The following is a 26,634-nucleotide window of genomic DNA, read 5'->3' as shown; positions in this document are numbered from 1 at the left end:
AATTGACATAAAACCGTAAAAAAAGATATAATCAGGATTTGTTAAAACTTAGACCATAAGCAGCTTTACGCGCTGTAACTCATGCCAACAATACAGCAGCTAATACGAAATGAACGCGAACAAGCGCGTCAGAAAACTAAGTCCCCTGCTCTGAAACAATGTCCCCAACGTCGGGGAGTTTGTACCAGAGTATATACAACTACACCAAAAAAGCCTAACTCAGCTTTACGCAAAGTAGCAAGAGTCAGACTTACTTCTGGATTTGAAGTTACAGCTTACATTCCAGGCATTGGTCACAACTTACAAGAACACTCAGTTGTGATGATTCGTGGCGGTCGGGTTAAGGATCTACCGGGCGTAAGATACCACATTATCCGTGGCACCCTAGATACAGCCGGAGTCAAAGACCGCAAGCAAGGCCGTTCCAAGTATGGAACTAAGCGTCCTAAAGAAGCGAAAAAATAGAATTAGACGATTAATCGCATTTAACACGATTAATCGTCTACCTTAAAAACGCTGAAGGGCAAAAGAAGGAGCGCCGTCTTTATTCTAATAGTAGTTATGAAGACTGCTAAAGTCTGTTTCAAGAAATCAAGCAAGCTACATCTACACTAAGCGAGCAAGTGTAGAAGTTCTAAGGAGGAAAATACTGTAATCTACAGTTAATTTCTCATCTGAACATTAAAGTTTATAATCTTGTCGCCTTGAGTATTTCGTTGCAGGTAGCAAGTCAAACAAACAATTTTAGATTCTTAGATTTGCGATAGCGTAGCGTTAGCGAGTTATCGAGCATCTTTTGGATTGGTCGATCCCACAAGGGAATTAGGCTTACAAACTTTTGATTTGTTCAGATCCTTGGGATCGGAATATATACCGAAAACTTTTAATCCAAAATTCAAAATCCAAAATCAAAAATTGGCATTAAATTAAGTCAGCCTTGCTGCAACGGTCGAAAAAAATAGAGGAAGTCTGAGGGTTGGGTTCTACCACTTTTAGTTTCCGGTGTCTGATAGCATATAATTTCGTTGCCAATTCCGAATTAAAGGTGAAGTATGTCTCGTCGTGGTGTTATTCAAAGGCGCCCAGTTCCGTCTGACTCTGTATATAACAGTCGCCTTGTGAGCATGATTATCAGACGGATCATGCGTCATGGCAAAAAATCACTTGCCGCACGCATTGTTTATGATGCATTAAAAACTATTGAAGAACGCACTGGTACTGGTGCTTTGGAAACTTTTGAAAGAGCAGTGCGAAATGCCACGCCTTTAGTAGAAGTAAAAGCTCGGCGAGTTGGTGGAGCAACCTACCAAGTACCAATGGAAGTGCGTACAGAACGGGGTACTACCCTAGCACTGCGTTGGTTAGTGCAATATTCCCGGTCTAGACCAGGCCGGACAATGGCAAGCAAATTGGCAAATGAGTTAATGGATGCTGCCAACGAAACTGGCAATGCCATTCGCAAACGCGAAGAAACGCACCGGATGGCGGAAGCTAACAAAGCATTCGCACATTATCGTTACTAAGTAAAAAAGCGATATATCGCCTTGCCGAAGCGGTATATCGTGGATTTACATAAAAAGACGGTTTTCCGTAAAAGTATAGAATCTTAACAAAGAGTAATATACAAGATATCATGAGGCAAAAACTATAGGAGGTAACTGTGGCACGCACGATCCCGCTAGAGAAAGTACGCAACATTGGTATTGCGGCGCATATAGATGCGGGCAAAACAACAACAACAGAGAGAATATTATTTTACTCTGGGATAATTCATAAAATTGGCGAAGTTCATGAAGGAACTGCCGTCACAGACTGGATGGCGCAGGAGCGGGAACGGGGAATTACCATTACTGCCGCTGCGATCAGTACCAGTTGGAAAGATCATCAAATTAACATTATCGATACTCCGGGTCACGTAGACTTCACAATTGAAGTTGAGCGTTCCATGCGCGTGTTGGATGGTGTGATCGCAGTATTTTGTTCTGTGGGCGGCGTGCAACCGCAGTCTGAGACAGTGTGGCGGCAAGCAGAACGCTACAAAGTTCCTCGGATAGTCTTTATCAACAAGATGGATCGCACCGGAGCGAACTTTTATAAAGTTCACGATCAAATCCGCGATCGCCTGCGGGCAAATGCGATCGCCATTCAACTACCAATCGGTAGTGAAAATGACTTCCAAGGTATCGTTGACCTTGTACGAATGCGTGCGTATATTTACGCGAATGACCAAGGAACTGATATCCAGGAAACTGATATTCCGGAAGCATTGCAAGCGCAGGTAGACGAATATCGCACCAAGTTAATAGAAGCTGCGGCAGAAACTGATGATGCTCTGATGACTAAGTACTTCGAGGGTGAAGAACTTACAGAAGAGGAACTTCGGACTGCCCTGCGTACAGGCACAATCGCGGGGACAATTGTACCAGTACTTTGCGGCTCAGCATTCAAAAATAAAGGCGTACAGTTGATGCTGGATGCCGTTGTTGATTACCTGCCAGCGCCAAGTGAAGTACCACCAATTCAAGGTTTACTGCCGAATGGCGATACTGTTGAGCGGCGGGCTGATGACAACGAACCCTTAGCAGCTCTGGCATTCAAGATTATGGCTGACCCTTACGGTCGCCTGACATTTGTTCGTGTTTATTCTGGTGTCCTGAAAAAGGGCAGCTACGTTCTCAACGCTAGTAAGAATAAAAAAGAACGGATTTCCCGCTTAGTTCTAATGAAGGCAGATGAACGGCAAGATGTCGATGAACTGCGAGCGGGTGATTTGGGAGCAGCTTTGGGATTGAAAGACACCTTGACAGGTGACACGCTCTGTGATGAAGGAGCGCCAGTAATTCTGGAGTCTCTATTCATTCCTGAGCCTGTGATCTCGGTAGCGGTTGAACCCAAAACTAAGAACGACATGGACAAGCTGTCCAAGGCTCTGCAATCTCTCTCAGAAGAAGATCCCACCTTCCGTGTCCGCGTCGATCCGGAAACAAACCAAACCGTGATCGCGGGGATGGGAGAGCTACACCTAGAAATTCTAGTAGACCGGATGTTACGAGAATTCAAGGTGGAAGCGAATGTAGGCGCACCGCAAGTAGCTTACCGAGAAACAATTCGGAAAGCTGTGAGCAGAATTGAAGGTAAATTTATCCGCCAAAGTGGTGGAAAAGGTCAATACGGTCACGTTGTGATCAATTTGGAGCCTGGAGACGCTGGTACTGGCTTTGAATTCGTCTCCAAAATTGTCGGCGGTTCAGTACCAAAAGAGTACGTTGGCCCCGCAGAACAAGGAATGAAAGAAAGCTGTGAATCAGGTGTTCTAGCTGGATATCCATTGATTGACGTTAAAGCAACGCTAATCGATGGGTCATACCACGATGTAGACTCCTCAGAAATGGCTTTCAAAATCGCTGGTTCAATGGCGATGAAAGAGGCTGTGCTGAAAGCTTCACCCGTCCTCTTAGAGCCTATGATGAAAGTTGAGGTTGAAGTTCCTGAAGACTATATCGGGAACGTCATTGGTGACCTCATCGCCCGCCGAGGGCAAATTGAAAGTCAAAGTACCGAACAGGGACTTGCTAAGGTCGCATCCAAAGTTCCACTGGCGACCATGTTTGGCTACGCCACTGATATCCGGTCAAAGACGCAAGGTCGGGGTATCTTCACGATGGAGTTCAGCCACTACGAAGAGGTGCCTCGCAGCGTAGCTGAAACTATCATTGCAAAAAGCAAAGGGAACGCTTAGTTAAAATAAGGAAATGAGTATTCATGGCACGCGCAAAGTTTGAAAGGAATAAACCCCACATCAATATCGGTACAGTTGGCCACGTTGACCACGGTAAAACTACCTTGACAGCAGCCATCACCATGACCTTGGCAGCTATGGGTCAGGCTGTAGCTAAGGGCTACGACCAAATTGATAATGCTCCAGAAGAAAAGGCACGGGGTATTACCATCAATACCGCTCACGTAGAGTATGAAACCGCAAATCGACACTATGCTCACGTAGACTGTCCAGGACACGCTGACTATGTGAAGAACATGATCACTGGTGCTGCACAGATGGACGGAGGTATCCTTGTAGTTGCTGCTACAGATGGTCCTATGCCTCAAACCCGCGAACACATTCTGTTGGCAAAACAGGTTGGCGTTCCTAGTTTGGTTGTCTTCTTGAACAAAGAAGACTTGATGGATGACCCAGAACTCCTGGAACTAGTGGAACTAGAACTGAGAGAGCTGTTAAGCAGTTATGATTTCCCTGGCGATGATATCCCTATTATCAAAGGCTCTGGTCTGCAAGCTCTGGAAGCAATGACCAAGAATCCCAAGACCCAACGAGGAGAAAATCCTTGGGTAGACAAAATCTATGAACTGATGGATGCTGTAGATTCTTACATTCCCACTCCTGAGCGAGATGTTGATAAACCCTTCCTGATGGCTGTAGAAGACGTGTTCTCAATCACAGGTCGTGGTACTGTAGCCACTGGTCGGATTGAACGGGGTGTAGTCAAAGTTGGCGATAACGTTGAACTAGTGGGTATCAGAGATACCCGCGCTACTACCGTAACTGGTATTGAAATGTTCAAGAAGAGTCTTGAGCAAGGTATGGCTGGAGATAACGCTGGCGTACTACTCCGGGGTATCCAGAAGGCTGATATTGAACGGGGTATGGTAATTGCCAAACCAGGTTCAATTAAACCTCATAATGAATTTGAAGGTGAAGTGTACGTCCTAACAGAAAAAGAAGGTGGTCGTAAGACTCCATTTTTCGCTGGTTACCGTCCCCAGTTCTACGTGCGGACAACCGATGTAACTGGTACTATCAAAGCCTACACCTCCGATGAAGGCAAAGAAGTAGAAATGGTGATGCCAGGCGATCGCATCAAAATGACAGTAGAATTGATCAACGCGATCGCTATTGAACAAGGAATGCGCTTCGCTATCCGCGAAGGTGGTCGCACCATCGGTGCTGGTGTCGTCTCCAAAATTATCAAGTAGCACCTTTTTGCTCATAACAAAGGAGTAGAGATGGTATTTATTTTGCCTCTCTGCTCCTTTCTCTTCCCTCTATAAGATAAGGTAATAGGTTACAGGAGACAGGTAATAGTTTTCTGTAACCTTTACCCTGTAACCTATTACCTGTAAATACTCCCCTAATTACGCAGAACCTGGAAAATTAAAGATGGCAACTCTACAGCAGCAGAAGATTAGAATTCGCTTACAAGCCTTTGATAGGCGGTTATTAGATACATCTTGCGAGAAGATTGTAGACACGGCTAACCGCACCAACGCTACAGCCATAGGCCCAATTCCTTTACCAACAAAACGCCGGATCTATTGTGTGCTGCGATCGCCCCACGTAGATAAAGATTCACGGGAGCACTTTGAAACCCGTACTCATCGCCGGATTATTGACATTTACCAGCCCTCTTCTAAGACTATTGATGCCCTGATGAAATTAGATCTACCATCAGGTGTAGATATCGAAGTCAAACTTTAATTGAGTCATTAGTCATTGGTTATTTGTCATTAGCAAAGGACAAATGATACTAGTATGAATATTTACACAGCCCTGAGATATATTTCTTTAGGGCTTTTATTTAGCTAGGAAACAAATGATAGAATGTAGATAAAGTACGGGAAAAGCAGAGAAAAAGAAATTTTAAAGATTAAGTTTATATCAAAGCAACAATGACATCATCTTCTAAAATTGCAGTTCGCGAACTACCTCTGTTCCCGTTACCCGAAGTAGTTCTGTTTCCTACCAGGCCATTACCCCTGCACATCTTTGAATTTCGCTACCGAATCATGATGAACACGATTTTGGAGAGCGATCGCAGGTTCGGTGTTTTGATGTTTGATCCAGTCAAAGGTACAATTGCAAACACTGGTTGTTGTGCTGAAATAGTTCATCATCAACGGCTGCCAGACGATCGGATCAAGATGATGACTTTAGGGCAGCAAAGATTTCGTGTATTAGAGTATGTTCGTGAAAAGCCATATCGCGTTGGTTTAGTTGAGTGGATTGAAGACCAACCACCGACTAAAGATTTGCGACCTTTATCTTCTGAGGTAGAACAACTACTGCGAGATGTAGTGCGTCTGTCAGCCAAATTAACCGAACAAAATATCGAACTGCCAGAAGATTTACCCGATTTACCAACAGAATTATCTTATTGGGTAGCCAGTAACCTTTATGGTGTCGCCGCAGAGCAGCAATTATTGTTGGAAATGCAAGATACTGTAACTCGTCTAGAGCGGGAAGCAGAAATTTTAACTTCTACTCGGAATCACTTGGCAGCTCGCGCTGTTCTCAAAGACACATTTAGTCAAAAGTGAGGAATTAGGAAGAAATAACCAAAAATAAAAGATTGACAACTTATAATTTATAGTCCCAAACAGATAACTCTTAACTTTTCAAGTAAAGGTGCTGATCGGTAAAACATTGTAAGCGCCAAAAATTTTTAAAATCTCTGTGTGAGTAATTAATTCTGCTAAAGCAGATTGCATTTGTGTTTCCTTGGCATCTGCTTCTAAATCCATGAAAAACAAATATTCGCCTAGCGATCGCTTCGTCGGACGAGATTCAATCCGACTGAGGTTAATTCCTAGTTGAGCAAATATTTGCAAAGGTTTTACCAATGCTCCGGGTGTGTTGGCAGGCATACTAAAAGCCAGTGATGTGTGACTAGCAGGCGCTTTTGTTGCCTGGTATGCGGCATCCACTTCACCCTGACTTACCACCCAAAAACGAGTAAAGTTTTCTGGATTGTCGTTGATACCACTAGCAAGTATCGGCAGGTTGTAGAGTTGAGCTGCTCTACTAGAAGCGATGGCTGCCGTTGTTGTATCTTGCTCCAGTCGCTGTAATGCTTCGGTTGTGGAATTACTGGGAATAATCTGTACTGTTGGGAGAAACCGCTCTAACCATCCCTGACATTGTGCCAAAGCTTGCGGGTGGGAGTAAACAGTTTTAATCCTATCTAAATTAGACGCGCAGGAAATTAACGTATGGGCAATGGGTAATACCAAAGCCAACTGGATACGCAAACTGTCCAACTGCCATAGTGTATCCATTGTTGTAGTCACACTCCCTTCAATAGAGTTTTCTACTGGCACAACAGCCAAGTGAGCTTGACCATTAGCAACGGCGTGCAGTGATTGAGGGATAGTGGGATAGGGGCATAATATAGCTTTAGTTCCCGTACTTTTGCTCAACCAGTTGACATAAAAAACAGCTGCTTGTTCTGTGTAAGTGCCGGGAGGCCCTAAATGTGCGATCAATAAAGTCATGTTTTTAGCCTTGAGTTGCGAGTTTAATGCAAAAACAGAGATTATGATATTTTGGTTTGGCAAATATATTCAACATCTACTCTTACTAAACACTCTTATCTCTAAAATTTACGCACTAAACGAATAGACAGAAATATGTACCCAGAAAAACAAGTTATGGAAATCAGTCTTCTAGCAGATAGATTTCCTAGCAGTTTTTGGCTAAAATCTTCAGAGGATTTAAGAGTAATGATATTGGTTTGCCACCTAAATAAGCATATTCTTAATTTTGTGTCAATAGTTAAATCCTAATCTATATTTATTGAACTAAAGATAGAATGAGTGTATAAACTTTTTGCTAATCATATATAGCTGATAAGCAACAATCATTTTTACAGTCAATAAATTTTGTAATTTTCTAATAATCAGAACTAAGTTGTTAAAAAATATTAAAATTAAGAAACAGATATTTTTATTAGCTCATGGCTACCCGGTTTACTGCCTCCCAATCGGTTGAAATCGCTGTTCCAGAGCAGCCTATTCCCATTCAGCACTACTTGCGTCAGCCTCAACGTCTGGTTAAGGCTTTGGTTGATAATAGCCGGATTCAACAGCTTTCTGAAGAAGTATTTCGCTTGAAAATGCGTCCGCTGACTTTTATGTCACTGAGTATTCAACCTACTGTAGACATGAGAGTCTGGGCAGAATCAAATGGAATAATTTATTTGCGATCGCTAGGCTGTGAAATTTTAGGTTTCGAGTATATTAACCAGCGCTTTGCTCTCAATTTAAAAGGGTATTTGTCTCCCAAAGAGTTTAGCACTGGCACTCGCCTGCAAGGAAAAGCTGATTTAGAAGTGCTGGTGGATTTCCCACCGCCATTTTCCTTCACTCCTAAGCCGATTTTAGAAGCTACTGGTAATGGTTTGCTCAAAAGCGTGCTGTTGTCGGTCAAGCAACGGTTATTAAATCAACTTTTGACGGATTATCGTTACTGGGTAATATCACAAACCAAAGATAGAGGACTTGACAGTGATAGTACTGAATTACCAATCCTGAATGCTGAGTAATTTTTAAACAAACAGAATTCAGGAGTTAGGAACCAGATTCGGAATTGAATTCTGTAATTAGTGGAAAGCTTGTAGCTTGCTTCCCGCAAGGTATCCCCCACTAATTCATTCTGAATTCTGTATTCTTCTTCAATCACTCAACACTCAGACCTTTGATTTGGCAAGGACGAAAAGACTGACGGTGTAGGGACGAGGGCCCGTATTGTTGCAAAGCTAGCAAATGCCGCTGGCTACCATAACCCTTGTTACACTCCAGATTGTACATAGGGTATTTTAGTGCTAGACGCATTATCAGATCGTCACGCCAAACTTTAGCGACAATACTAGCAGAGGCAATAGCGAGCGATCGCTCGTCTCCTTTAACTATTGTTTGTTGCGGCAATCGCAAATCTTTGATTGACTGATTGCCATCAACCAAGCAGAGTGCAGGCTGTTCCTTTAACTTCAGCACAGCCCGCCTCATTGCTAACAGCGTTGCTTGCAAAATATTTATCTTGTCAATTTCGGCAGTAGAAGCAAACCCAATTTTCCAGTCTATAGCTAGCTCACAAATTTGCTGCGCTAGCTGAGTTCTCCGAGAACTAGACAACTTTTTACTGTCTTTAATTTTAGCTGCTATCAGTATTGGCAAAGCGCAATCTGGTAGAATCACTGCTGCCGCCACCACAGGGCCAAACAGAGCGCCTCGCCCTACTTCATCCACACCTGCAACTAACCCTCGAATCTCTGACAACAAAGTAGAAAACTCTAGCCAAGTGGATTGTTCCAAAGGCGTTGGTGATGTTTCTACCATAAAGCAAATTAATTATCCTCGATTGCTGAGGAACGGCGGCGGCGGCGACGGCTGGCTGTGGCGCTACTATTAGCTTCACTTTCATCTGCGATCTCTTTGGCAGCAGCTTTCGCAGACAAGCGTCCCGAAGGATTCACAGTCAACTCGGATGGTTCAGTTGTCTCTTCGATCAAAGATTTTTGTTCTGGCTCAATAACTTTTGGTGTCGGTATTTTGCTGGCAGTTATTTCCGGTGTTGCCTTTTGGGCAATAGTGATTATTTCAGGTGTTGCTTTTTGGACAATAGTTGATTCTGAGGTTGATTCAATTGGGGTCGTTGGCTGTTGACCGGGCTGAATCACATTAATAATCACAGACTTGGTATTTTTGACCTCTTGCTCTAACTTCACCAAGGGAGATATTCCCATCAAGGCAAATATATCCTGTTCTTGGAGGCTCATTTCTACAGTTCTAATCTCCGGTGGTTCTACCACTGGCTTAACTGGTTCTGCCTTGATAATTTTAGTGCGCTCTACTCTTTCACTCCAGCCTGGTTTACCAAGGGTGGGTGAGGGAATTTCTGGCGCAACTCCTAGTTCTGGTTCCATATCAAGGTCTAAGTCTGGCTCATTAACAAAAGCCAGGGGATTGGGAACAATCCGAGCTTCATCTTTCCCGTTTAATCCATTGACACCAATTCGACTACGGCGAGTGCGGGTACGGCGCTTATCATTAAGTTCTTGATAACTAGGATGATTGATCAGATTTAGGTTGCTCAATTCTGAGTCGCTGTCAAATGCTTCCCCAAATCCATCATAGGTTTCTCGTGGTTCTGGGATGCGGGCAGATGGCTGACGTGGTTCTCGGTAAGGCAAGGATACAAAACGCTCGCGCTCTGGTGTCTCTGCCGGTATCGGTAATCGGTTTTCGAGTTCTCCAGGCAGACGCACGGTATGTCCTAAACCGCCACAGGTGGGGCAAGTTTCACCAAACAATTCATAAATATTTTGACCCTGACGTTTGCGGGTCAACTCTACTAAACCCAGTTCGGTAAGTTGGGCAATCTGGGGACGAGCTTTGTCTGCTTTGAGTGCTTTATTAAAGTGTTCGAGAACTTGCAGTTGATCGCGTCGCGATTCCATATCGATAAAATCAACGACGATCACCCCAGCGATATTTCGCAGACGCAACTGGCGAGCAATTTCTGTTGCCGCTTCGCAGTTTGTCCACAAAACTGTTTCTCTAGCAGTTGCTGATCGCGTGAAGGAACCTGAGTTAACATCAATTACGGTTAATGCCTCTGTCGGCTCGATGATAATGTAACCGCCAGAAGGTAGGTCTACTCTCGGTTTCAGGGCTTCTCTAATCGCAGCAGTGATCCGGAAGTACTCTAAAATGGGGGAGCGATCGCGATGATGGTCAATCAACAATCCCTGTGGTGTTTGACCGCCACTCCAATTCTGCAAGTACTGTTTGACGCGCTTTAAACCAGTACTGGAATCCACGACAATCCGATTGACATCTGCGCCATACATATCCCGCAATACGCGCTGGATAAAGTCATCGTCCCGGTTGAGTAGTGCTGGAGCACGGGTGGAATGAGCTTCCTGCTGGATAGCCTCCCATTGCTTTTGCAGCAACTCCAAATCTTCCATAATCGCTTCTTCGGGTTTGCCTTCTGCTTCTGTACGCACAAGCAAACCCATTCCCGCCGGTTTGACTAAAATCGCTAGTGCTCGTAAGCGGTTGCGCTCACTTTCACTTTTAATCCGTCGGGATAAATTTACGCCCCGACCATAAGGCATCAGTACTACGTAGCGTCCGGGTAAAGTAATATTACCCGTGAGCCTGGGCCCTTTTGTCCCCGTTGGCTCTTTCATTACTTGCACCAAAACTTTCTGTTGTGGCGTTAGTAGTTCTGTAATTGCCGCTGCGGTACGCTTGAGCTTCAATGGCCCCAAGTCGGTGACGTGAATAAAACCGTTGCGCTCTGGGTCGCCAATATTGACAAAGGCCGCATCTATCCCAGGTAATACGTTTTCTACTACTCCTAAGTAGATGTCACCTATTTGATGATGACCTGTAGCAACAACGAGTTCCTGTATTTGATCTTCAGAAAAAACCGCAGCAATTTGGTGCTGCTCCGCGATGATAATTTGTTTAGGCATTCAATTTCCTCAAAAATTGGCAGCACTTACAGGATTGAGGTTTGTTGTATCAAATCCGGCTAATTACTTAATAATTTAAAACTACCTGCGTCTCCGCCTCAGTTTTAATTACTAGTGTTTTCTTGGTTTGATATTATACTTTCGCTGTCCTTGCAACCCTCAAAAGGTGCTACTGATAATAAAAATCACAAATCTGAGCTTCTAAGTTAAATAGCTATTGGCGCTCTTAAGAGCGTTTCCACGGCTGATTATTCCAGAACTGCTACATATCGTTTAAGCAATTAAATCAACCGTCCGTGGTTGATTTATGATGCAATACTCTCAATCAAGAGAGTTCTGAGTTGAAAGTTCTAAATCCTAAGTGAGCATTTTTACTCAGGATGCTTTATTTGAGAGGAACCTACTGAATTCGTTAAGAAAAAGAAACTATTTCTATTTTCCATTCCCCGGATTTATCTTAGGGTTATACTCAGCAGCGCCAGTTACTACCCTACCTTGAGCCGCTCTAGCCTAAGACAAGCAGCGCTTTGCGCGTCTCGCGAACGTCTACAAGTCGGTATAACCGACAGCAGTTGCTTTAACTTTAAAAAAAGTAATGCACTAGCTCTTGGGCACTACGTGGATTAGACATTCAGCAGTTGTTTAAAAAGCATGAATTTGGAGAAGCTAACCGAGCCTGCTGTTAGTTACTGATTCACAAGGTAGCTATAGAGAGTGTGCATTCTTTAATCTGCTTTTTGCTTGTCTAGGATAAAACCCTAGAAGTTTCACTCTAATATCTTTGCTTTTGCCCCCTGAATACCAGGTAGTGAACCAGCTAATTCAATGCAGCGCCAGAAAATTTCTCTTCACCCTATTCTAACGCAACCTTGCTAAAAATCAATTCCTATGATCTGCCATCTTCGGACAACTACTAGCAAGTTGCCCTACAGGGATTATACCCCTAAAATTAGCCGATTGCGGTGGATGTGCAGGAGTTGAAATTCTATACCAGCCACTGTCTCTAGCATAAACAGGATTTGTTCGGGACGCAACAGCAAACCGTCCTGGCGATAGCTACCTAGATAACGGATTACAGATGACATAGATTCTGCAACGCTTTTGTGGGTTTTTACTAGCTCCAGTTCAAATAAGCGATCGCGCAGATTTATTAACTGGCTCTTGCCTGATTTAGTTATTTGCTCGTACCAAAGTTCCTCTTTTGCTTTGATTGTATCAATCCAGTTTTGCCATTGTATGGGTGTTGTTTGTGCAAGTGCTGCTACAGTAATTAAATACTCTGCGGACTCTAGCAGTTGGGTAGCGGCACTAGCTTTTAAATCTATCTGCTCTACATTATATATAGGTATGTCTGTGGGCATTTCATCAGCCAACTTTTCTCGGAAAGTCTCAACTTCCACTGGCACAGTTAACTCAAAATCTGCAATTTCACCGCTGCTAGTAGCCCCAAGAGCTAAAGCAGTTGCTAGAGAAATCCGTGGCATTGGGTGAAACCCACCAGTAAAAGCAATTGGTAAGTTTGCTCGCCGCACAACTCGGTCAAACAGACGGATTAAATCCAGATGGCTCATCAAAGCCATATTACCTTGTTTCCCAAACCAAACTCGCAATCTTTGCGCCTTAGTTGTGTTGGGGACAAACTCGCCAGCAAATTTTGGGATGGCAGGTGATTCAATCACGATATTATGCCCAAAGTCGGTGCCACAGACGCCACAATGAGAACAACCTTCAAAAGAGCAGTCGGGTACAATTGTAGCTTCTAGAGCGCGTTGCAAGTCTTCTTGGAGCCACTTTTTGTCAATCCCGGTATCAATATGATCCCAAGGTAGGGGAATATCGAGGGAGTGAGTGCTGAGTGGGGTATTCTCCTGTGCTTCTGTGCTCTTCTGCGCTTTTGCATAAAACAAATTCCATTCGCCATTTTCTACTTGGCGGTATTTCCAATCTAAATCGGCTTGGGCGATCACAGACCCCCAAGCACTAAAAGCTCGATCTAAATTTTCATACCAGGAATCCATACCTGCACCCAATTCCCAGGCACGGCGGACTACTTTGCTCAAATTGCGATCGCCTCGTCCCACAAAATCTTCCATTGCCGAAATGCGGACATCGGTATAATTTACCTTCACAGCCTTTATTCGGCGAAATTCTTGCCGCAACAGGTTTTGTTTACGCTTAAATTCAGCGGTAGAAACTGAATGCCACTGGAATGGTGTATGGGGCTTGGGCGTAAAGTTAGAAATCGTCAGATTAAAGTTTAAAGGTTTTCTGCTTTTGCCCCGACATTCTCGCTGTAGCCAGCTTACTGTTTCCGCAATGCCCACAACGTCAGCATCCGTTTCACCTGGCAAGCCAATCATAAAATACAACTTTATTTTATCCCAGCCTTGCTCCCAAGCAGTTTTTACCCCCCGCAATAATTCTTCATTCGTCAACCCCTTATTCACAATGTCTCGCATCCGCTGAGTACCAGCTTCTGGAGCAAAAGTTAGTCCACCTTGCCGTGTACCTCCAAGGATATTGGCAATATTCTCATCAAATCTGTCTACTCGTTGACTTGGTAGAGTCAGAGAAATATTTTCATTTTTTAAGCGATTTTTGATTTCCATCCCCACTGCTGGTAGAGACAAATAATCAGAACAACTTAGAGATAAGAAGGAAAACTCATTGTAACCAGTTGCCCGCATACCCTGTTCAATTGCTTCTACAACTTTTTCCGGTTCTACATCCCGTGCTGGTCGAGTTAGCATTCCTGGTTGACAGAAGCGACAGCCACGAGTGCAACCACGCCGAATCTCAATACTCAAGCGGTCATGAACCGTTTCCACATAGGGAACTAACCCGATGGAATATGCTGGTATGGGAGTTGCAACTCGTCGCAAAATTCGTTTTGGTACGTCTGGGCGACAAGGATGAACTGAGCCATCCTTTGCCATGTCGTAAAACTGAGGGACATATACACCAGGTATCTGTGCCAAATCAAGTAACAGATGTTCCCGACTCAATCCTGCTTGTTTGCCTTCTGACAACACCAAACCAATTTCTGGCAGTAGTTCTTCTCCATCTCCAAGGGCGAAAAAGTCGAAGAAGTCAGCATAAGGCTCAGGATTTGATGTCGCTGTTTGCCCACCAGCAAAAATCAACGGAAAGGATGACTGGGTATCAGTAGATTCCCTGACTCCCTGCCTCTCTTGCCACGTTAAGGGAATTCCTGCCAAATCCAACATTTCGAGGATGTTAGTTGCACCCAGCTCGTAACTGAGGCTAAAGCCTAAAATGTCGAATTCTGTCAGCGATCGCTTTGACTCTACCGCAAACAATGGCGTATTCGTTTCGCGTAGTTTACCTGCCAGGTCTTTTCCTGGGAGGTAGGCGCGATCGCACAATTGACGCGGTTGGGCATTCAAGATGTTATAAAGGATGATGTGCCCTAAATTAGATGCACCGACTTCATATACTTCTGGGTAGGTTAAAACCCAACGTATTGCTGCCGTATCCCAAGGTTTGTGTACTGCTAACAGCTCGTTACCCAGGTAACGGGCTGGTTTTAAAATATCCGACGTTATTAATCTTTCAACTGCAACAACCACTGTGCTATCTTCTAGCTACCTTAATTACAGCTACCCAACCCCAACATTAGCATTGAATTAAGTCTTCTGACAGAGTTTATCGTTGCAACTTACAACTCCTTTACAAAAAGCCCATTTATTGGGCGAACCTTTGTGCTTTTACATAAAGTTATGTTTGGGCCAATTCGGCTTCAGTGTCTAATATTTCAAATACTCTATCGAGTTGCGTCAGTTCAAAAATAATTCTAATTTGTGGAGCAACAGCGCAAAGTCGGCAACTTCTTCCTAAAGTAAGAGCCAGCTTGTGTGTAGATAACAATGCCATTAACCCCGCGCTGTCTAACGATTCTACTGCTGCAAGATCTACTACCAAGATGGAAATACCATTTTGTGCCAACGCTGTAGTCATATCTCGTTCAAAATCTAAGGCGTTTGCAGCATTTAAACACCCTTGGGGGCGAATAACTGCAATCTTGGGATAGTTAAGCACTGCCTGCATAGTTACATCCTATTAAGAATTTTGAAGCGTCAAGCTAAGGATTATTTGAACATAAACTCTATTTTGTTGCATCGACCATACGTCTTAGCTCTCTTTGCTAAATCTTTATTGCTTTAGTATGTCTGTTTAAAGATTGTTATAATTCCAGGTTAAAATGTGTTTATATATACTTTTTTTTTATGTTAGTTCAAAAACAATCAACTATAGACGGCCATAGAGCAGCAACTTATCGGTAACTATGCTGATAAGCCTTGCTTAGACTATAACTAAAGTTAATTTAGCCAAGTCTTAATGGTAGGTTAAATCTGCCACTTTAGCGTTGCTGATGGCATACAGCAAAGTCATAGTGAATTATCTATCTAACTAATTAAATTGTGATATATATCACTACTAAGTTAGTATTTGGATCACTCTTTATACTGAGGCTGATCTGGGATGATTAGTGTCATATTACAGTTGGATTATTACTTATGAGAACTCAGTACGCTATTCGTAAATTGGTAGAAAAAGCTCTTGACATTAAAAAACTAACTCCTGAGATAGAGAATGAAATCAACTCAGAACTGACGGAACTGGGTTACATTTCTGATGTTGATTACGAAGCCCTAGAATTATTAATGGCAGAGATGGATGCTGGACGAATCCAGTTGGTTCCTAGCCTGGGATTTTAAAATAATTCATAATGATGCTCTCTACCAGACGCTGCGCTAACCTAATGACAATCTCTACGATAAGTTGTGTATAGCTTGCTTCTCTGTAAGGGTATGAGCACTCCCTAACATAATTTGTAATTAGATTTAGCAGAGGGACAAGGAAAACAAGGAAGAATTATTCAAAAAGTCTCTACGTTGTCTATTTTCCATGCCCTGTTTGGCCGATGCCCAATCCCTAATCCTCAATCCCCAAGCCCTCTTGATATGCTTGCCAAAGTTGGTAAATAAACTGATTAAGTTGTTGCTTTGCGACTGAATCAGGTTCAGTTTTTGGTTCTTTCGCTAAAAGTTGGCTCAAGAAGGTAATTACTTCTGTGTCTAATGCTGGGCGAAATAAATTGGCAGGCCAAAGTAAGTCAGATGCATCTCGCAAATCGGTAATTAGGGGTGATTCTTCTATCAAAGTAACCATTAATAAAGGACGCACCCAGCATAGCTGGCGGGAAACTACAAATTGAATGACTTGTGCATACAGGTTTCTGTCGCCATACTCTAGAGACACAATTTGTCCCGCTTGAAGAAAATCTAGGCTCATGTCCATCTTGGGCAGGGGCAAGGATTGTTTTGCTTGCAACTTCCTTAATCTTAAAAGTGAAAATGCGCTACCTTTAAGAAAAGCTTCTGTAAGATTAGGGTAGCACTCTTATGGCAGCCATGTCTTAGACGTGTGCCTTATCTAGTGGCTACGCAGAACTAATACAACCAATCCTTGCCAGCAAAGGGTTTTCCTAGCATAGTATCTGAGCAGAAATACTATAGAATAGGTAAACAACTGTTGAGCGATCGCAAAACAGAAACTTTGTTGTAGTGAAGTAACGAGAAAAGAGCAAAGAGCCGTGTCAGTTGAAACCATTGAAAAGCGTTCCACATCCCGCAAGCTCGCGCCTCGGTATCGCGTTTTGCTCCATAACGATGACTACAACTCTATGGAGCATGTTGTACAGTCACTAATAGTCACTGTACCTAGCCTTACCCAACCCCAAGCTGTGAGCATCATGATGGAAGCCCATACTAACGGGCTGGCTTTAGTCATTACTTGCGCCCTAGAACACGCTGAGTTTTATTGCGAAACATTGAAAAGTCATGGTTTAAGTAGCACGATTGAACCTGATGAATAGTCATTGGTCATTGGTCATTAGTCGGAATTTAGAGTATTAGCTGCTGATTAGTGACTTATTTAGTATGAAAAAAAACTTTGTCCGTTTAGCTGAACGCCCTGTCCTTATTAGGCTGGGTGCTTTTATTTTGACTTTATTGTTGTTATGGTTGCCATTGGCTACACCAATATACTTACTAGTGCATGATTCAAACTTAGAAAGTATATTGACATTGGTATTGTTATATGCAGTATTTATTTTTATTCTGAGATTATGGGGTAAATATGTCTACCAGCAGCCCCAAATTCTGCAGCATTATGGCTTAGAATTCACGCGGCAAAACGGTGTGGATTTAGTGCGTGGTTTGGCTTTGGGGATAATTAATATTCTGATACTTTTTGGGGTAGAAAGTTTGTTGGGTTGGTTGGTGTGGCAACAACCAAAAGTTTTTTTGCTGAAAGTGATTTTAGAGGGTTTACTTGTTGGCTTAGGTGTTGGATTTGCTGAGGAATTGTTATTCCGAGGCTGGTTGCTAGATGAATTACAACGAGATTACAGTCTGCGTGTGGCATTGTGGACAGATGCAACTGCGTTTGCTACATTGCATTTTATTAAACCCTTGGAGGCAATTATTCATACACTGCCGCAATTTCCAGCTTTAGTACTGCTGGGGTTAACGCAGGTATGGGGAAAGCGTTGGCGGAGGGGACGCTTGGGTTTTCCAATTGGTTTGCATGGTGGTTTAGTTTGGGGTTACTACATTATTAATGTGGGTAAATTAGTGAAATATTCTGGTCAAGTTCCTGATTGGGTAACTGGTGTGAATAATAATCCCCTGCAAGGAGTGATGGGGGTGTTGTTAATGAGTGTACTAGCTTTGTGGATACGAGAGCGATCTGGGCGATCGCCTCTCTGATAATATCAGCACTGACTTACATACACACTTACCATTTGTGGAACCTACAGAAGAGCAATACTTAGTAATAAATGCCCTATAAGCTCTAAATTTACTTGTTTGGAGATTATTATGATGAAGACACAGGGTATTGGCAATATTCAAACTCCTAGCACTGTTTTACCCTTGGCAACGATATTACAAAACGGCGAAGTAGTGACCTTTGCATGGGAATAAAACGATGACGCAATCTAACACCATTAAACAGCAGCAAGCGCAAAGAATATTAGAATTATTTGCGATCGCACGTCAGCGATATTTGGATGCTGGAGGAGATCCTCGATGTACCCCAAGGGGACTCAAAGGAGATGATTATATGACATATGAGGAAAGGCAAGAAGCGCTGGTATTAGGAAGGCAAATTTTCCCACAAGAATATATTGATAATACAGTACGCAGTATCAAATATCCTCCTGTGGAAAGCTAGCCTATTCTTCACCACGGGCTTAGATAAGCTGTTCAACTTACGACTTAGTAATTGCTGCCCATGCCCTGGCCCTTAACTCAACGCTTGTTACAGCAAATGTCCGCGAATTTGAGCGCGTACCTGGTATCAGTGTGAAAATTGGCTACTTTGAGGGCATACATTAGGATAGTCTAGTATATTATTTATCGCAATCTGTATAAATTAACTCATATTCAAAACGCAGCTTCCACAACTGTCCCCACCACACATGCTTTATTCAAATTAACGCCGCTTAAATTTGCACCTTCTAACTCTGCACAAAGCAAATTCGCCCCTGAAAAATTCGCCCCTGCCAAATTCGCCCCGCGCAAGTCCGCTTCTTCAAGGTTTGCTTCACTCAAGAATGCCCCTTGCAAATCGGCGCGACTCAAGTCTGCACCTTTAAGATTTGCCCCAGTCAGGTTTGTACCGCGCAAATCAGCACCGCGCAAGTCTACGCTTTGTAAGTTCACATTCATCAAATTGGCACCACTTAAGAAAGCACCCACCAATGACACATCACTGAGTCTGGCTCCCATCAAGTTAGCGCCACGCAAATTGCTACCCCGCAAGTCAGCGCCTGTTAAATCTGCTTGCATCAGGTTTGCTCCCATCAAGTTCGCGCGCAAGTCAGTTGCTTGGAGGTTGGCTCCCATCAAATTTGCCCCCTCCAAATGTCCACCTTCGAGTTTGGAAGCCGCGAAATTAGTGCCGACAAGGGTAGCACCAGCAAGATTAATCCGGCTTAAATCCAGTCGGGAGAGTTCTTCGTCTTCTAAATTTGCCCCTGGAAGTTGTTTGAGTTTTCCTAATTTAATGGCTTCAATATTCATGTAAAGTAACTACCAATCTCCTCACTTATCTTGCTGTGGCTATCCCATTGGGAATCAAGTATCCAGATGCCGGCGCTGAATTTGGGTGTCATCAAGGGTAAGTCAAGTCCCTGTTGTAAACCCATTACTAATAAAGCTAGGGTATCTACAAGTTTAGGGTCAAAGCGGGTAGATTGTTGCTGTCTGCACTCATCTAAAGCTTGAGTAAATATCTGTTCCCGGCTTTGATTTGACGATTTTTGCTGATTGATTCGCCACTGAAAGTCTGCCAATAATGCCAAAATTCTCGACTCTAAAGGAATTTCATCTCCAGTTAAACCTCCTGGTTCTCCTAAACCATTCCACCACTCGGTTTGGTGAGTAATAATTTGGGCAACGGCTCGCAGTCGTGGCATTGTTCGCAATACTTGCGCTCCTGGTATTAAAGGACAACAGGGGGCGTCTTGTTGATAGCGTGTCGGTATACTACCAGAAGTGAGGACACTTTCTGCATTTTGTAATGGATCTATGCGATGCAACAAAGCCGCTAGCCGCAATCTCTTAATCTGCCATGCGGGAAGATCCAAAAGCTGGGCGATCGCTTCCGCAAGAACTACTACTTCCGCAGCTGCCATTGGATTGTTGACATCTGCCATATCCATCAGTTGCGCCATTCGTAAAAAGGCTTGGATTTCGTTAGAAATCAAGTTGCGATCTAGGGTTTGTTTCTGAAGCGCTGTGGGAATGGATAAATTCTCTTGCCCAGTCTGGAGGTAATCTACTACACGGGAGACAACTGCACCTAAATTTTGGGATCTGTCCATTGACGGTACAATTTGCTGTTTATCGGCTGTGAGTTTTTGGGCCAGTTCTGGGTTGTATTTACTGATGTGAGCGATCGCTATTTCTGCTGTCTCTTGCACTAACTCTGGCTCAAATGTCCACAAACCATAGAATTTGCGCTCTAAGTCTGATGTCGGTACTCCAGCGCTGCCATAATCAGCCTTTGATAATTCTTGACAAATTACCATTGCTGTGTATTTTGGCGATAAAATAATTAAATGCCACTCTTGCGCTACTGGATCGCTTGGATCTAATCTTACTAAATCTACATTGGGTAGCTGGCTGGTAGGATGTTCAGCAAAGCCGGATTCAGAGGCAGCCATGATGGCAATTTGGCGGCTGCGCTGGGCGATGTCTGCATATCGTTCAGCTTCTTGTAGATACCATTTACCCTGTTGGAAGGCTGTGATCACTAAGGGTGTACCGTCATCGGTTAAGATATGGTCTTCTAAAGCATGACACAGGGCAACTAAGGTATTTTTGTAGTAAACACCGAATCGAATTGGCCTGGTGGTATGGCGATGGGCTGTTTCTAGCTGTTGTAGGATTGAACCTTCTAACATGGGATTTGGTAAAAATAACCGCAGAGGCACAGAGAAGCCAGTGTGTTGGGGAGACACTGCGTTGCGCGGGTTCCCCGCGTTGAAGCAAGTGTCGTCGGATTTCCCGACTTGGAGCAACTGGCGCGACACAGAGGAAGAAAATTAGAATTCGTGTTTACTAGGATACACCTGCTAACTGTTTTTCTTTCATTTCTAATGGTGCTGTCAGTGCTGCTTCTAAGTCAACACAACCCAGCTTTTCTTCTAAAATTTTCATAACTTCGCGTCCGAAGTCGTTGGGGTTTTGTTGCCAAGCTTGCAAACAGACTTCGCCGAAAAATGAACCAAGGGGTTCGGGATTCCAGAGAAGTTTTTTGGCTGTCCACGGCATTAAACTCATTGGATTATACCCTGGTTTGAGGATGCCTTCTTTGAAAGCGTATTCTTCTAAATGGGTATGGGGTTGTAGTCCAATAAAGAAGATGGCAGGTTCGACTTTATCAGCACCAAAAATCCGTTCTAGTTCGCGGTGGTAAGCGATGGTTTGACGGATGGTTTCGGGACGTTCGTCAATCACGTTAAACGAGTAGTTGACAGAAACTAAGTCGTTGAAACCAGCAGCTTTTAAATCACGGCAGTTTTGCAAGACGGTTCGCAGATTGTACCCCATCCGCATTTTCCGCACGAGTTCTTGAGAACCACTGGTAATCCCGATTTCAAAATAGTTCATCCCGGTTTTTGCCATCAAGTCACACAATTCGGGTGTCAGATTGTCGGCTCTGATATATGCTGCCCAGTGGATATCTGTCATACCAGAATCAACGATTTTTTGCAATAGTTCTACAGCGTCGGCGATAAATTTTTTCGCGGGGATGAATTGGGCATCGGTAAACCAGAAATTGCGAATGCCGCGATCGTATAATTGGCGCATCTCAGCAACTACTTCATCTGCTGGGTTGATGCGTACTTGTTTGCCTTCGACAACGGTGTAGACGCAATAACAACAGTTGTGAGGACAACCACGTTTAGTTTGTACACCTATATAAAAGTCTTGCTCTTGCAGGTAATAATTAAATTCTGGCCAGATGCTTTCGATGTAGTCGTAGTTACAAGCTGTTTTTTCTATTGGGGTCGGTTGTTCGTGAATTAGCCGTTTCCGTGGTTGAATTTCTCCGGCAATGTAACAGCGTTCATCTCGAAAATCTCTGCCACTTAAAAGTTTTTCCAGCAGGGTTTCACCTTCACCCACAGAAATAATTGTCCCTTGGGGTAAGCTTCTACCCAGTTGCTCGTAAAATACACTGACTGCACCACCACCGACAACTACACGAGCATTAGAATTATATTTTTGGGCACGTTTTAAACCGCGCTCGATTAAGTTTTGGTTGCGCCACAACTCTACATAGTAAGCGATGAATATTCGCAAACCGCCTAATCCGCCGCGTAGTTTCAATAGAGGATTCTTAGCGTAGTAAAATTCAAAAGCATTTTGCAGCGGGTTGCCACCACGTCCGCCAACTGGGGCATAAATTTGAATATCCCGCCAAGAAAATACTAGTAGTGTCGGCTTAAATTCATCAATACAGCGATCCAGAGCCGAACTGTAGTCTAAAGGTGGCACTGTTCCCAAATCAAAGATGCGCTGTTCAATATTAGGAAACTGCTTGTGGACATGATCGCTCAGGTAGACAACCCCAATCGGAAAAATGGGGTTACAAGGAAGGCGAACATAAAGAATTCGATTTTCTATCATCTGTGTTTTAACTTCCATCTTGCCAATCTGTGGAGAAAGCGAGAGAAACATCTAGTTTCAAAGTCTGTGCTTGTTTTATTTGGTTTTATTTATCACGATTTTGCTTGACATTTCAGCCGATTATTGGTAACTCTTAACCTGCTTTTAGCAGCTGTGGAAAACGCTAAAATTGCTGTACATAAAACATACATGGAATTTATAAAGAGCTTTTTGAAGACATTTTTTCATATAGCTTTACCATAACATCGAGTTTATTCATTAAGCGACGATCCCAGCCGATTAATCCTGGGATAGATCAAACAGCAAAACTCACTTCCTCGCTACGCAAAAAGCAAGGGGATCGTTGTTATGTCACTTCTCCAACAATTTGTTTTAAGAGAATTGAAACTTTTATACCAGAAAAAATATCAAAAACTTTTATCTATAATGTATAATTCCGAAAAAGGGGTGAATTTTTACAAAATTTTTATAACTAAAAATCTATCTTTAGACAGAAATAATCTACAACTACTCAGTTGGTATTCGCAGTTACAGCAACTGGGGATCAGTGAGTGCTAGGCTTGGCTAGTGTAATGTAAAATTGTGGCGTAAAGCTCCTCAGCAGTTATGGCTCAAATACTAGATCCTCTACCACCTGAGCAATCAGGAAAAATTCTCTGCTGCTACATTAATGCCACGAGCAAAATACAGGTAGCTCGCATCTCCAATATTCCTAACTGGTACTTTGAAAGGGTTGTTTTCCCTGGACAACGTTTAGTTTTTGAAGCTCCACTAAAAGGTCAAGTGGAGATTCATACAGGAATGATGGCAAGTGCAATTTTATCCGATAAGATTCCGTGCGATCGCCTGATGCTCGAAGAACCTAGTGCTTATGAGTTTGATACAGACTCATCGGATGGAAAAGACCCTATTAATACCAAATTAATGGTGCAGCGAATTAAGACAAAAATCGGAGATACTACAAAACCCTTGCAAATCCTTGGTTTAGCATCAGTTGATTAAAAAAAACAATTTTATCTAAATTTAAGGGTTGCTAATTCAGCAGCCCTTTTTGTTTATTATTTATTGGGAATTGGGCATGGGGCATTGGGAAAGAGAGGCAGGAGACAGGAGACAGGAGGCAGGAGGCAGAAGTTCTTTAATGCGTGAATTTTGTTAGCGCAGCGTTAGCGAGTCCGCGAGCGTCATTTTGAATTTTGAATTGATTGCTCCCTCATCTCATTTACAATCAATTTTATGAATCTGCCTTCATTTCTTTGGTTATGGAAAATAGCCGCCTGGTCAATGGGATTATCCCTGCTGGCATATCTGATGTTAGCAATTACCGGCGTTTGGATGTTTCGGGCGAGAACTTCGCAGCAATTCCCTTTTTTTACCCCATTTATAGGCGGTAGTAGAGGGGTGCGATCGCTCCACTATACAATGGGCCTCAGCATGGTAAGTTTAGTGCTACTGTTGCTAGCGATCGGCATTGTTGGCACTTTCGGGCACTTTGGTTCTTTAGGTCACTCATCACACTTATTCGCTGGATTAATAGTGGTAGCATTAGTTCTACTGTCTGCTTTTAGTGCGACCCAAATTAGTACCAGACGACTTTGGGCCAGACCCTTACACATCGGCGTCAATATTATTTTGTTTATAGGATTTGCCTGGGTGTCCCTTACTGGTTGGATTGTAGTGCAAAAGTATTTACCGTGAACTACAATACACCAACTACCAGGGAGATAGACCTACCCTACAATGAAGAAAAGCATTGTAATTGAGCCGTGACAGCAAACTCAGCCAATATATCAGCTTCTATTTTTCGTCTGTCTCCTTTGATTAGGATAACGTTGCTGAGTCTATACATAGCACTCACAGTCCCATTACCCTTCTTATCGCAGGTAACAGCTGCACCCGTACCTCCAGAATTATTGTGGATAGGGATTAGTATCGGTTTACTTGCCTTTTACGCGGTATTAACTGAACAAGTAACGTTAGATGACGAGGGAATTCAGGTTACTTACCCCGCCTGGGTGCCTCGCTTTTTTCGTAAAGGCTGGTCTTTACCTTGGTCAGAGGTGAAAGAGTTAAAACCTCGTAGCACTGGACAAGGAGGACTAGTTTATTACTTCCTCAGCCAGGATGGGAAAGCTTATTTACTACCGATGCGTGTAGCTGGATTCGCCCGTTTGGTACAAATTGTCCAAGCAAAGACGAGTATTGACACCACAGATGTTCGCCCTTTAGCGCAGCCCTGGATGTACCTGATTTTACTAGTATTCACTCTGCTGCTACTATTAGTTGATAGCTGGGCGATCGCTACAGCCTTAACTACTGCACAATTAACTTAAAATTAGGCAATGGCGCATGGGGCATTGGGCATTAGGCATGGCTCAAAAATCAATAGTTCTTCTTCCGTTGCCTCCCCTGCTTTCCCATCTCCCCACTCCCTACTCCCCTTGAATACAGCAAAAGCCACACTCAGGCTAGAGCAAGTTAATCTGTTTACAAAGCTGAAAACCCAACTTCCTGGCAATCAGCAGGGATACCCCATATTGCAGGATATTTCCTTAGAGGTATTCCAAAGCGATCGCATTGCCATTGTAGGCCCAGTAGGTGCTGGGAAAACTTCGTTATTACGCCTCCTCAACCGCCTAATTGAACCCACGAGTGGTAAACTCTATCTAGAAAATCAAGAATATCGCCAAATACCCGTCATCCAGCTACGGCAGATGCTTGTACTTGTATTGCAAGAGTCAAAGCTGTTGGGGATGACAGTTAGGCAAGCCTTGGCTTATCCTTTATTTTTGTGTGGTTTGCCTAAACAGACAATTCAGCAACGAATTAATTACTGGACAGAACAACTGCACATTCCCAGTGAATGGTTAGGGCGAACAGAGGTGCAACTTTCTGCGGGACAACGACAACTAGTAGCGATCGCTCGTGCCTTAGTCATCCAGCCTAAAATATTATTATTAGATGAGCCAACCTCTGCCCTAGATGCTGGTACGGCTACTCATGTAATGCAAGTCTTAACCCAGTTGAGTCAAACTCATCAAACCACAATCTTAATGGTAAATCACCAGCTGGAAATAGCCGAGATGTTTTGCGCTCGATTATTACACCTGCAACAAGGTCATTTATTCGCAAATCAAAAAGCCTCAGAGATAGACTGGATTGAATTACGAAAAAGCCTGATTCAAGCAGCAAATCAAGACGATTTTGGATTTTAAATTTGGCTTGATAAGGAGACAGAAGTCAGGAGGCGTTATCTTACTCCCCGATGCCCAATGCCCAATGCCCAATGCCCCATCACACTTGACTACTAGTAAGTGTTGAACGTTGATTATTAAATCTCTCTCTAGTTAACTTTGTTGTTTGTGACTGTGAAATATTGGTATTCAAAATTTCCATGTTAAAACGGTATCCAACATTGCGGATAGTTTGAATCAAATTGGGTTGCCGAGGATCGAGTTCAACCTTTTTCCGCAGTGATAAAACGTGAGTATCAATAGTACGAGGGTTATCAATAGCGTCAGGCCAAGCACGACGCAGCAATTCCGATCTACTTAGAGGTACTCCTCCAGCTTGTGCTAAAACGTACAGCAAACTGAATTCCTGGGGCGTTAAGTCAATAAACTCCCCTTGAAAGCGGACACGACGCTGAACTAAATCGATTTGCAAAGTGCCATAATCCAAATAAGCTGGTGCAGTAGGTGTGCGCTTCCGACGAATCAGTGCCTCTACCCGTGCCAAAAACTCTTGCATTCCAAAAGGTTTGCTCAGGTAATCATCTGCACCCGCCTTTAAACCTGCGACTATATCAGCTTCACTATTACGGGCAGATAGCATTAAGATTAGAGGCTGCTGCTGACGATGTAACCAACGACAAAACTCAATGCCATCACCATCAGGCAGGTCTGCATCTAAAACTATCAGTGCTGGTTGATGGCTTAAAAATACTTCCCTTGCTTGATAAATACTGGCAGCTTGATGCACGCGGTATTCCAGTTGTTGCAAGTGCCAACCCAACAATGACCTCAGATGGGGATTCCCCTCAATGATTTCTATACAAACCGAACCCACGGTGGCAAGATCCCTTAGCGTCGATGACTTTCAAAGTAACAAGCCCATGTCTAAGGTTTTGT

Annotated in this window: 25 protein-coding genes; 15 read left to right on the top strand and 10 right to left on the bottom strand. The window is 43.3% G+C overall.

Annotated elements, in window-relative coordinates; genetic code table 11:
* Positions 1 to 81: 81 nt before the first annotated feature.
* The 6 genes from rpsL to V7K56_RS32880 all read left to right on the top strand — a co-directional run bounded on the left by rpsL (position 82) and on the right by V7K56_RS32880 (position 6,333).
* A complete protein-coding gene (gene rpsL, locus V7K56_RS32905; protein ID WP_012410236.1) occupies positions 82 to 465 on the top strand; it encodes a 30S ribosomal protein S12 in 384 nt (127 codons plus the stop codon).
* A gap of 587 nt (positions 466 to 1,052) precedes the next feature.
* Entirely contained in the window at positions 1,053 to 1,523 is a 471-nt protein-coding gene (gene rpsG, locus V7K56_RS32900) for a 30S ribosomal protein S7 (RefSeq protein ID WP_322695583.1), read from the top strand.
* Positions 1,524 to 1,660: 137 nt separating this feature from the next.
* Positions 1,661 to 3,739 (top strand): elongation factor G, encoded by a 2,079-nt coding sequence (gene fusA / locus V7K56_RS32895; RefSeq protein ID WP_334917677.1) that lies wholly within the window; start codon positions 1,661 to 1,663, stop codon positions 3,737 to 3,739.
* Between the two features lie 23 nt (positions 3,740 to 3,762).
* On the top strand, positions 3,763 to 4,992 hold the full coding sequence (tuf, locus tag V7K56_RS32890) for an elongation factor Tu (RefSeq protein ID WP_069070114.1): 1,230 nt from the start codon (positions 3,763 to 3,765) through the stop codon (positions 4,990 to 4,992).
* Positions 4,993 to 5,176: 184 nt separating this feature from the next.
* Positions 5,177 to 5,494: a 30S ribosomal protein S10 gene (rpsJ, locus tag V7K56_RS32885; RefSeq protein ID WP_008232935.1), complete on the top strand. Its 318-nt coding sequence runs from the start codon at positions 5,177 to 5,179 to the stop codon at positions 5,492 to 5,494.
* 191 nt (positions 5,495 to 5,685) lie between these two features.
* Positions 5,686 to 6,333: an LON peptidase substrate-binding domain-containing protein gene (locus V7K56_RS32880; RefSeq protein ID WP_334917674.1), complete on the top strand. Its 648-nt coding sequence runs from the start codon at positions 5,686 to 5,688 to the stop codon at positions 6,331 to 6,333.
* 78 nt (positions 6,334 to 6,411) lie between these two features.
* On the opposite strand, the gene pheA is transcribed toward V7K56_RS32880, so the two are convergent.
* Positions 6,412 to 7,287, bottom strand: coding sequence for a prephenate dehydratase (gene pheA / locus V7K56_RS32875; protein WP_334917672.1), 876 nt, complete (start codon positions 7,285 to 7,287; stop codon positions 6,412 to 6,414).
* A 461-nt stretch (positions 7,288 to 7,748) separates the two neighbouring features.
* On the opposite strand from pheA, the gene V7K56_RS32870 reads away from it, so the two are divergent.
* Entirely contained in the window at positions 7,749 to 8,336 is a 588-nt protein-coding gene (locus tag V7K56_RS32870; RefSeq protein ID WP_334917670.1) for a DUF1997 domain-containing protein, read from the top strand.
* Between the two features lie 133 nt (positions 8,337 to 8,469).
* Here the strand turns inward: V7K56_RS32870 and V7K56_RS32865 are convergent, their stop codons facing one another.
* From V7K56_RS32865 to V7K56_RS32850, 4 genes are all read right to left on the bottom strand, one after another.
* Positions 8,470 to 9,129 carry a ribonuclease HII gene (locus V7K56_RS32865; RefSeq protein WP_334917668.1) on the bottom strand — a complete coding sequence of 220 codons (660 nt, stop codon included), beginning with the start codon at positions 9,127 to 9,129 and terminating at the stop codon, positions 8,470 to 8,472.
* An 8-nt stretch (positions 9,130 to 9,137) separates the two neighbouring features.
* A complete protein-coding gene (locus V7K56_RS32860) occupies positions 9,138 to 11,276 on the bottom strand; it encodes an Rne/Rng family ribonuclease (RefSeq protein ID WP_334917666.1) in 2,139 nt (712 codons plus the stop codon).
* Between the two features lie 935 nt (positions 11,277 to 12,211).
* The gene (locus V7K56_RS32855) at positions 12,212 to 14,866 is read right to left on the bottom strand and encodes a TIGR03960 family B12-binding radical SAM protein (protein ID WP_334917664.1); all 2,655 of its coding nucleotides are present in this window, start codon (positions 14,864 to 14,866) and stop codon (positions 12,212 to 12,214) included.
* Between the two features lie 148 nt (positions 14,867 to 15,014).
* Positions 15,015 to 15,344 (bottom strand): STAS domain-containing protein, encoded by a 330-nt coding sequence (locus V7K56_RS32850; RefSeq protein WP_334917662.1) that lies wholly within the window; start codon positions 15,342 to 15,344, stop codon positions 15,015 to 15,017.
* A gap of 470 nt (positions 15,345 to 15,814) precedes the next feature.
* Here V7K56_RS32850 and V7K56_RS32845 point away from each other — a divergent pair, with 470 nt between their 5' ends.
* Complete coding sequence (locus V7K56_RS32845; protein WP_094349495.1) at positions 15,815 to 16,015, top strand: hypothetical protein; 201 nt, start codon at positions 15,815 to 15,817, stop codon at positions 16,013 to 16,015.
* A gap of 217 nt (positions 16,016 to 16,232) precedes the next feature.
* Here the strand turns inward: V7K56_RS32845 and V7K56_RS32840 are convergent, their stop codons facing one another.
* Positions 16,233 to 16,598: a hypothetical protein gene (locus V7K56_RS32840; protein ID WP_334917743.1), complete on the bottom strand. Its 366-nt coding sequence runs from the start codon at positions 16,596 to 16,598 to the stop codon at positions 16,233 to 16,235.
* Positions 16,599 to 16,893: 295 nt separating this feature from the next.
* Here V7K56_RS32840 and clpS point away from each other — a divergent pair, with 295 nt between their 5' ends.
* The 3 genes from clpS to V7K56_RS32825 all read left to right on the top strand — a co-directional run bounded on the left by clpS (position 16,894) and on the right by V7K56_RS32825 (position 18,536).
* Positions 16,894 to 17,175, top strand: coding sequence for an ATP-dependent Clp protease adapter ClpS (clpS, locus tag V7K56_RS32835; protein WP_334917660.1), 282 nt, complete (start codon positions 16,894 to 16,896; stop codon positions 17,173 to 17,175).
* 64 nt (positions 17,176 to 17,239) lie between these two features.
* Entirely contained in the window at positions 17,240 to 18,070 is an 831-nt protein-coding gene (locus tag V7K56_RS32830) for a CPBP family intramembrane glutamic endopeptidase (protein WP_334917658.1), read from the top strand.
* A 220-nt stretch (positions 18,071 to 18,290) separates the two neighbouring features.
* Entirely contained in the window at positions 18,291 to 18,536 is a 246-nt protein-coding gene (locus V7K56_RS32825) for a hypothetical protein (protein WP_334917656.1), read from the top strand.
* Positions 18,537 to 18,748: 212 nt separating this feature from the next.
* On the opposite strand, the gene V7K56_RS32820 is transcribed toward V7K56_RS32825, so the two are convergent.
* The 3 genes from V7K56_RS32820 to V7K56_RS32810 all read right to left on the bottom strand — a co-directional run bounded on the left by V7K56_RS32820 (position 18,749) and on the right by V7K56_RS32810 (position 22,522).
* A complete protein-coding gene (locus V7K56_RS32820; protein ID WP_334917654.1) occupies positions 18,749 to 19,387 on the bottom strand; it encodes a pentapeptide repeat-containing protein in 639 nt (212 codons plus the stop codon).
* Positions 19,384 to 20,772 carry a DICT sensory domain-containing protein gene (locus V7K56_RS32815; RefSeq protein ID WP_334917741.1) on the bottom strand — a complete coding sequence of 463 codons (1,389 nt, stop codon included), beginning with the start codon at positions 20,770 to 20,772 and terminating at the stop codon, positions 19,384 to 19,386. The genes V7K56_RS32820 and V7K56_RS32815 overlap by 4 nt, the downstream gene beginning before the upstream one ends.
* Positions 20,773 to 20,929: 157 nt before the next feature.
* Entirely contained in the window at positions 20,930 to 22,522 is a 1,593-nt protein-coding gene (locus tag V7K56_RS32810; protein ID WP_334917652.1) for a photosystem II high light acclimation radical SAM protein, read from the bottom strand.
* A 588-nt stretch (positions 22,523 to 23,110) separates the two neighbouring features.
* Here V7K56_RS32810 and V7K56_RS32805 point away from each other — a divergent pair.
* The 4 genes from V7K56_RS32805 to V7K56_RS32790 all read left to right on the top strand — a co-directional run bounded on the left by V7K56_RS32805 (position 23,111) and on the right by V7K56_RS32790 (position 25,719).
* The gene (locus V7K56_RS32805; protein WP_334917650.1) at positions 23,111 to 23,506 is read left to right on the top strand and encodes a DUF1830 domain-containing protein; all 396 of its coding nucleotides are present in this window, start codon (positions 23,111 to 23,113) and stop codon (positions 23,504 to 23,506) included.
* A gap of 234 nt (positions 23,507 to 23,740) precedes the next feature.
* Positions 23,741 to 24,202 carry a DUF4079 domain-containing protein gene (locus V7K56_RS32800; RefSeq protein WP_334917648.1) on the top strand — a complete coding sequence of 154 codons (462 nt, stop codon included), beginning with the start codon at positions 23,741 to 23,743 and terminating at the stop codon, positions 24,200 to 24,202.
* Between the two features lie 68 nt (positions 24,203 to 24,270).
* Entirely contained in the window at positions 24,271 to 24,837 is a 567-nt protein-coding gene (locus V7K56_RS32795) for a hypothetical protein (RefSeq protein WP_334917646.1), read from the top strand.
* A gap of 9 nt (positions 24,838 to 24,846) precedes the next feature.
* Positions 24,847 to 25,719, top strand: a complete 873-nt coding sequence (locus V7K56_RS32790; RefSeq protein WP_334917644.1) for an ABC transporter ATP-binding protein — start codon at positions 24,847 to 24,849, stop codon at positions 25,717 to 25,719.
* Positions 25,720 to 25,798: 79 nt separating this feature from the next.
* Here V7K56_RS32790 and V7K56_RS32785 read toward each other — a convergent pair whose 3' ends face one another.
* Positions 25,799 to 26,572 (bottom strand): response regulator transcription factor, encoded by a 774-nt coding sequence (locus V7K56_RS32785; protein WP_334917642.1) that lies wholly within the window; start codon positions 26,570 to 26,572, stop codon positions 25,799 to 25,801.
* Between the last annotated feature and the right edge of the window lie 62 nt (positions 26,573 to 26,634).

It is taken from the genome of Nostoc sp. (assembly GCF_036917535.1).
Classification (GTDB): domain Bacteria; phylum Cyanobacteriota; class Cyanobacteriia; order Cyanobacteriales; family Nostocaceae; genus Nostoc.
The sequence above is the reverse complement of the archived record's forward strand: the minus strand, read 5'-3'. Positions and strand labels throughout refer to the sequence as shown.